Annotated in this window: 4 protein-coding genes; all 4 read right to left on the minus strand. The window is 61.5% G+C overall.

Going from position 1 to position 6,479, the window contains the following annotated elements; translation table 11 throughout:
* On the minus strand, positions 1-670 hold a 670-nt coding region (locus AC2VON_RS00005; protein ID WP_486951103.1), incomplete at its 3' end, for an AMP-binding protein.
* A gap of 54 nt (positions 671-724) precedes the next feature.
* Positions 725-1,840 (minus strand): acyltransferase PE, encoded by a 1,116-nt coding sequence (gene pe / locus AC2VON_RS00010; protein WP_486951104.1) that lies wholly within the window; start codon positions 1,838-1,840, stop codon positions 725-727.
* Between the two features lie 61 nt (positions 1,841-1,901).
* A complete protein-coding gene (locus tag AC2VON_RS00015) occupies positions 1,902-4,907 on the minus strand; it encodes an MMPL/RND family transporter (protein ID WP_486951105.1) in 3,006 nt (1,001 codons plus the stop codon).
* Positions 4,908-4,922: 15 nt separating this feature from the next.
* Positions 4,923-6,344, minus strand: a complete 1,422-nt coding sequence (locus AC2VON_RS00020; RefSeq protein ID WP_486951106.1) for a condensation domain-containing protein — start codon at positions 6,342-6,344, stop codon at positions 4,923-4,925.
* Positions 6,345-6,479 lie beyond the last annotated feature (135 nt).

A 6,479-nucleotide genomic window follows, 5' to 3' on the forward strand; every position in this document is an offset into this window, starting at 1 on the left:
CCATGTCATGGTAAAAAGGCAACCACGAAACAATTGTCGTATTTGGCGGGACTTCAACGTGGGAGTCCGCGAAAAAACCACGCATCAGCTGCTCGAAGTTCACCTGAAGGTTGCGGTGCGAGACCATGACCCCGGTCGGCAGTCGGGTTGAACCTGAACTGTACTGCAAATAGGCCGTGCTGGGCAAATTCACTGTCCGAACACGTGTTCCGTCATCGGCGTCCAGATTCATCGAATCGATTTCGACGATCTTTGGAACAGCATCCAGGCGTGCTTGACCAACATATTCGGCAATATCTTCCGCGGCCACCGACGTTGTGAGAACAATCGAGGGCGACGTATCGGCAAGGACGGCCCTGACCCGCTCGTGACCCGAACCGCGGTGCGGCAACGGGAGCGGAACTGCGATCAGCCCAGCCTGTATAGATCCCAGGAATGCCGCAATGTAGTCAAGAGACTGGGGAGCCAGGATCACCGCCCTGTCTCCGACCGACCCATGGGAGCTGAGCTCGCGTGCCACATTCAGCGTTCGGCGGGACAACTGCGACCACGTGAGACGCTCGGGAACACCCGCCCAGTTGTTCTCGTAATTGGTAAAAGTGAACGCTGTGTCATGGGGCCGCAGGCTGGCACGCCCGTGCAGCATCGAAAGAATAGATGACTGGGACATCGGCGTCACATCACGTCCGTACTAACTCGTCGACTCCGTCGCTCTCGGCCGGCCTCAGCCCTTGCCCGGGGACAACACGGACATGGCCCCGTTGAGGATTTGCGAGAACGGGTCGGCGCCACCACCGAAGGTGGCTTGGGTGGCCGGTGCGGTGACGGCCGCGGGGTCGTAGCCGTGCACCGGGTCCACCTGGATCGGCGCGGTCAGCGGATCGTCGTTTCGCGAATAGCCCGCATTCACGTGCGGCGTCAGCACCGCGTCAAGCTTATTCAGTGTCCCTTCGTCAATCCCGAGGTAAGCCAACGGCATAACGAGCGGAAGGTGTTTTTCGGGGATCAAATACGTCGTCGTTGTCGCACCCTTGGAGTTCACCGTCGATCTGATGTTCTGCGGCGGCACCATACTCGGGTTGGTGAAGGCAATCGCCGTATGGCCCGTGACGAAGCCCATGAGCGTGTTGGCGAGGGCGAGTAGATTGTCCGGCCGGTCGGGAAAGTCGGCGATCGCGTCGTAGGCGGAGACGAAGATCTTGGTGTCGTATTGGCTCTCCGCCGGAGGCGGCATCCGGTAGTCGAGTGCTGGAACAACGGACCCGACGGGGAACATGGCGGTCAGAAAACTCTGACCGAAGGCATGACGCGCAGTTGGGCCGCCAAATGTAGCGAAGTTCAGCTTGTCCGGTGGTGGAGCGGTTGGGTCATCTGCCAGCCGAGCCTGCACGGCATCCAGCACGAACGCACCCTCAGACAAGCCGATCGCGGTACCGGGGCCGCCGTTGCGGATCGCTGAATCGAGGTTGTCTGCTCCTTCGTCGACCGACTCGCCGATGCTGGGACCGTTCACACCCAGGCCCGGGAAGGATTCGTCGAGCCGGCCGATGCCCGGGAAGAGACGCTCCAACACGTGGCCCTGAACCTGCCCTGCGGGGTAGCGAACGATTTGCCGCCTCAGGCCGGGGAACCATTCATCACCTTCGCGGCGTATGTACTCGTCGTAGGGGATACCCAGTACACGAGCGCCCCCGAGAGCGTACGCCGTCCCGCCGGTTGGTGTCCCGGGTGCCGGTGTCCCGCCGGCGGGCGCGTCGTCGGCCACCGTGACCCCGATGCCGAAGCATCCCGGGGCGCCGACAGCTAGCAGCACGCTCACTCCTGCGAGGAGTTTCTTCATCCCTATCCCTGACCTCTCGGCATCGTCTTGTAGTTTCACATACATCGGGGGTTCGCACTAACTAACCCGGTTGTGGCCCGGCTCGGCCGACCGGTGACCGCGACCGGCGCGATCCCGGTCGTGACGGCCACCAGTTCGACCGCCCGGCCAGCGCAGCGATGGCGGGCACAGTTATGGTGCGCACCAAGAAGGTATCGAGCAAGATTCCGACGCCGATCACAAAACCGCCTTGGACCGCTGTGCCGATGCTCGAGAACAAGAGACCGAACATCGAGGCAGCGAAGATCAGGCCCGCCGCAGTGATCACACCGCCGGTCGAACTCAGGGTGCGAATGACGCCATAGCGCATGCTGCGCGTCGACTCATCGCGCATTCGTGAGGCGAGCAGCATGTTGTAATCGGCTCCCACCGCCACCAACACCACGAACGCTAGTGGGGGCACGCTCCAATGCAACTGTCGGCCGAGTGCGAGTTGAAATACCAGCACGCCAACGCCGACCGCCGACAAATACGAGACCACAACGGAAGCAACCAGGTACAGCGGCGCGACAACCGCACGCAGCAGGACAGCCAAGGTCAGTAGCACCACGACGAGGGTCACGGCGACAATGAATCGGATGTCGTGTTGGTAATAGTCGCGGGTGTCCTGCAGACTCACGCTGTATCCAGCCATCGATATGGTGGCGTCCGCCAATTGGGTATTCGGTTGGGCTCCCCGGGCGGTCGCATTGATTGCGCTGACCTGGTCCATGGCTTCGGTGCTGAACGGGTTGAGTTTGGTTTGAACCACGTACCGTACCGAGTGGCCGTCGGGCGAAATGAATATCTTGGCGGCCCGCTTGAACTCGGCTAAGCGCAGCAGCGGTGCCGGGATATTGAACCCGGCCATTGCCGGTTGTGCCGCGTCATGCTGCAACGTCAGCAGAAATGCCGACGACTCACCGAGCCCGGCACCCGTCTGTTTGACTTGGTCGACGAGTTCTGCCACTGCGTCAGCCACCTGCCGGCTGCCATCGGCGAACCGGTCTGCGCCCCCTTGCAGGCGGGCCAGGTTCTTTTTCAAGCCACCCGGCTGGTCCAGGCCCATGGAATGCATCACCGCGGTGAAGTTCGCGAATGCGCGACGCACTCGGTCTATCGACGCGTTCAGGCTCTGTTCGTCCGGGAACGACTGCAGTTGTCCCGCAAGATCGTTGATCGCGTCGAGGTCTTGTTGCGCGCGCGGATCGACCATTCGTTCGAACTCCCAGCGGGTGGCGCTGCAGGACGCGTCGTTATCACAGACCGGGTTGCCCTGCAACGCCATCAGCACCGGGCCTATCCAGGCGAACATGTTCTTGCCGGAGGAAAAGCTCCAGCCCATGGCAGCGCTGAGTGAGTTGACGTGGTCCACGAGCTTGGCCGCGATGTCGACCTCCTTGACCAGGGTGTCGCCGCTGTACTGATTCTTCATCGATGAGAAGGAGTCGATCAAACTCTGCGCACTGCCAACGAGTCGACTGACCTGTCCGCGCACATCGCGGAGGCTGGCGGCCAGCGTGTCGGCCCCGCTGGTCAGCCGGTTGAGTTCATCCGTGTGATCGTTGATCATGGTGGATCCATCGGCCAAAAAGGCGCCGATAGCGCCCGCCTGATATGTGGCTCTGAATTCTTCCGGCACAGCTCCAGTGGGACGGGTGATGCCGCTGACTGCAGCGATGTTCGGCAACTGGCTGACCCGTTGAGCCATCTGCTCCAAGTCGGCGAGGGCCTGCGGCGTACGCAGGTCATTCGGCGATTGGACGAGGATATACTCCGGAATAGATTGGTTCACCGCGAAATGGCGGTCCAGCGCGGCGTACCCGGCGGAACTCGACGCAGAAGACCGCAGCGCCTTGCGATCGTCGTAGTTGTAATGCATGAAGCCGGCGCAGCTGGCCAGTGTGATCAAGACCAGCATGCTGGCAGCCAGATGTGCCACCGGCCGGCGCACAATGCGTATGCCCGAACGTCGCCAGAAGCGAGCGGTCAGTTCCCGCCGTGGCTTGACCCAGCCTCGCGGCCCGGCCAGCACCACAATCGCCGGCAGCAACGTCACGGCGGCAAGGAACGCGACGCCGATCCCCATCGCCGACGACGCTCCCACCGTTTTGAACACACCCATTTGGGCGAAACTTACAACGAGAAAGGTGATTCCGACGGTGGCGGCAGACGCGGCGATCACTTTTCCGATCGAGATCATCGCCCCCTTGACCGCCTGATCACAATCCGCTCCCAACCGCAGATGGTCGTGATAGCGGCTGATGAGAAAGACCGCATAATCCGTTCCGGCGCCGGCCATGATCGCGCTCAGAAACACGATGGACTGGTTCGAAACGCCCGAGCCGGTCAGTTGGGAGTATCCAGCCACGGCCGCCTCTGCGATCACCAGGGATATCCCGATCGATATCAACGGCAGCAGCATAGTGATCGCGCTGCGGTAAACCGCCAGCAGGACGATGAGCACCAGAACGGCGATCGCCAGTTCGATCGGCAGCCGATCGTGATCGCCGGCGACCGTCAGGTCGGCGACGGTTGCCGCGGGGCCGGCGAGGTTTGCCGTCAAGGTTGTTCCGGCCACGGCGTTTTTGACGATGTCGCCGATCTGGTTGAAAGCGGCGTAGGCCTGGGGAGTGCCCAACTCGCCCGCGACGCCGACCGGCAGCACCCAGGCTTTGTTGTCCTTGCTGGTCACGTCCGAACGCAGGAGTGGCGTATCGATGAAATCCTGCAGCATCACGACGTCTCGCGTGTCCCGGCGCAGCGCGTCGACCAGTTTGCGGTACGTGGCTTCGTCGGCGGGACCAAGCCCCATGTCGTCGGTCAGGACCACCACCAGGAGGTCTTCTGAGCCCGATTCGTGAAACGCCCCGGCCATCTTTTGAGCGGTGATGCTCGACGGTGCGTCGCCGGGCAAGAGAGCGAGCGGATGCTTCTGGGCCATCTCGCCCAGCGATGGGAATGTCAGTGGCAGCGCGACCGCAATCGCGACCCAGATCCCTATTACTATCCGGGGCCACCGCACCACAAAATCGGCTAGCCGTTGCATATCGCCCTCACCACACTATGCGACGCGTCCCCAGTGCCCGCTGTCAGCGACGCGCACGCACACGGACCTCATCGCCTCCATATAGCGGGAAACTGATTTCTCGGCGACCGGATTATCGGGATGCATGATTGCCATCGCCGTGCCCTCCCCGTACCGAAATGTATAGATGGTCAGTTGATAAGAATATCGACCATCCGGATAGATCCCTATGTTGTTCGCCAGGCCCATGTCAGCGGCCGCGAGAATAGCGTTGAGCGGAGCGGCGCCGCCGTGCAAGAAGTTCGACACCGGAAAGTTCGGCCGTGGCCAGCTCAACCACGGTGCCAATTCCAGTACGCGGTAATACGGCACCTTCGCCATGTCCAGACCTGAATCGAACGAAGTCTGCGCTGCCCATGCGGCTGCGCCGAAAGAGGCCGCACCTATTGGCACGGTGATCGGGATCAAGCCGGTAAACCAGCCCTGTGTCATAAAGTTCTCCGCGGCGGTGCGGGAATCCCTCGGAGTAAGTCCGTAATACGTGAGAGCACCGGTAAACTCATGTTCCACCAGGGCGAGGCAGGCGAACAGGCCACCGACGAAGCGCGCGCCTGCCGCCGTGCAGGCTGATTCGAACCGCTCCGTCTGCGCCGCGTCCATCAGGAGTTCGGAGGCCATGTCACTGCTGGTCGAGTCCGATGGGTTACCCAGTGGGAGTGGGAATTCAGGAAAGCCGCCATTGTTGTTCTCGGCGAAGTCAATCCACTTACGTACTCCAGGCGAATCGACAGTTAACGCCGACGTGTACTCACGTTCACGGGCACAGAAATCGTCAAAGCTGCCGGCATCGGGCAGCGTAAGGGGTTCACCGCCTCCGGTCAACGCCGAATACATTCCGTTGGCTTCCAACATCGTCGTGCCGATCAACGTCGCGTCCCCATGGATATGGTCCATGGCGGCGAAAAACGTAAAGTGGCCTTCGTGTTGAACGATCCCGAACGTGAAGCAGCCCCACTCCAGTGGACTCGGTATCCCCACGACATGGGCGCGTATTTCGTCGACTGTCATGGCGCCGTGGTCGATCGGTGCGAATTCAATATCAGCTGGATCGTTGATCGCATGCCTTATGAAATCGCCATTGCCAACACGTTCGAACCAACTGCGGAATGTGTCATGCCGACGCAGGTATGCGTTAACTGCGTGATCCATGGCGGAGATATCACACTGGCCGGCCACTTCACAGCTGGCAATGATCTGGCGGGAAAAGCTCTGCCCCGCTGCTGTCCGCTCGCAGAAGTTACGAAGATGTTGGCCCTGCATGTAACTGATCGGCACCGAACTTACCGGCGCTTGCCGAGCTTTCTCGACAGCCACAGCCGTCGGGTGCCAAGAGATGACTGAGCCTGCGGTCAACGTCCATTCATCGAGTGAGCCGACCGTAATTGCCCCGATGCGCAACCTTCTGCCTCCTCGTTCTGCCTCCTCGGCTTGAACGGCTCCGGCCGCGTCGGCAGCCAGGCCAGGATAACCCGCTCGGCGGTCACACCGCGCGGGTGCGCCCATGCAACAGCTCGCGGACCTGGTGGCCGGCGG

The organism is Mycobacterium sp. TH-M82, assembly GCF_057473605.1.

What these genes read in the sequence shown, in the direction of transcription:
- pe (WP_486951104.1), bottom strand. Translation starts at nt 1,840, where the DNA reads ATGAAGAAACTCCTCGCAGGAGTGAGCGTGCTGCTAGCTGTCGGCGCC.
- AC2VON_RS00015 (WP_486951105.1), bottom strand. Translation starts at nt 4,907, where the DNA reads ATGCAACGGCTAGCCGATTTTGTGGTGCGGTGGCCCCGGATAGTAATA.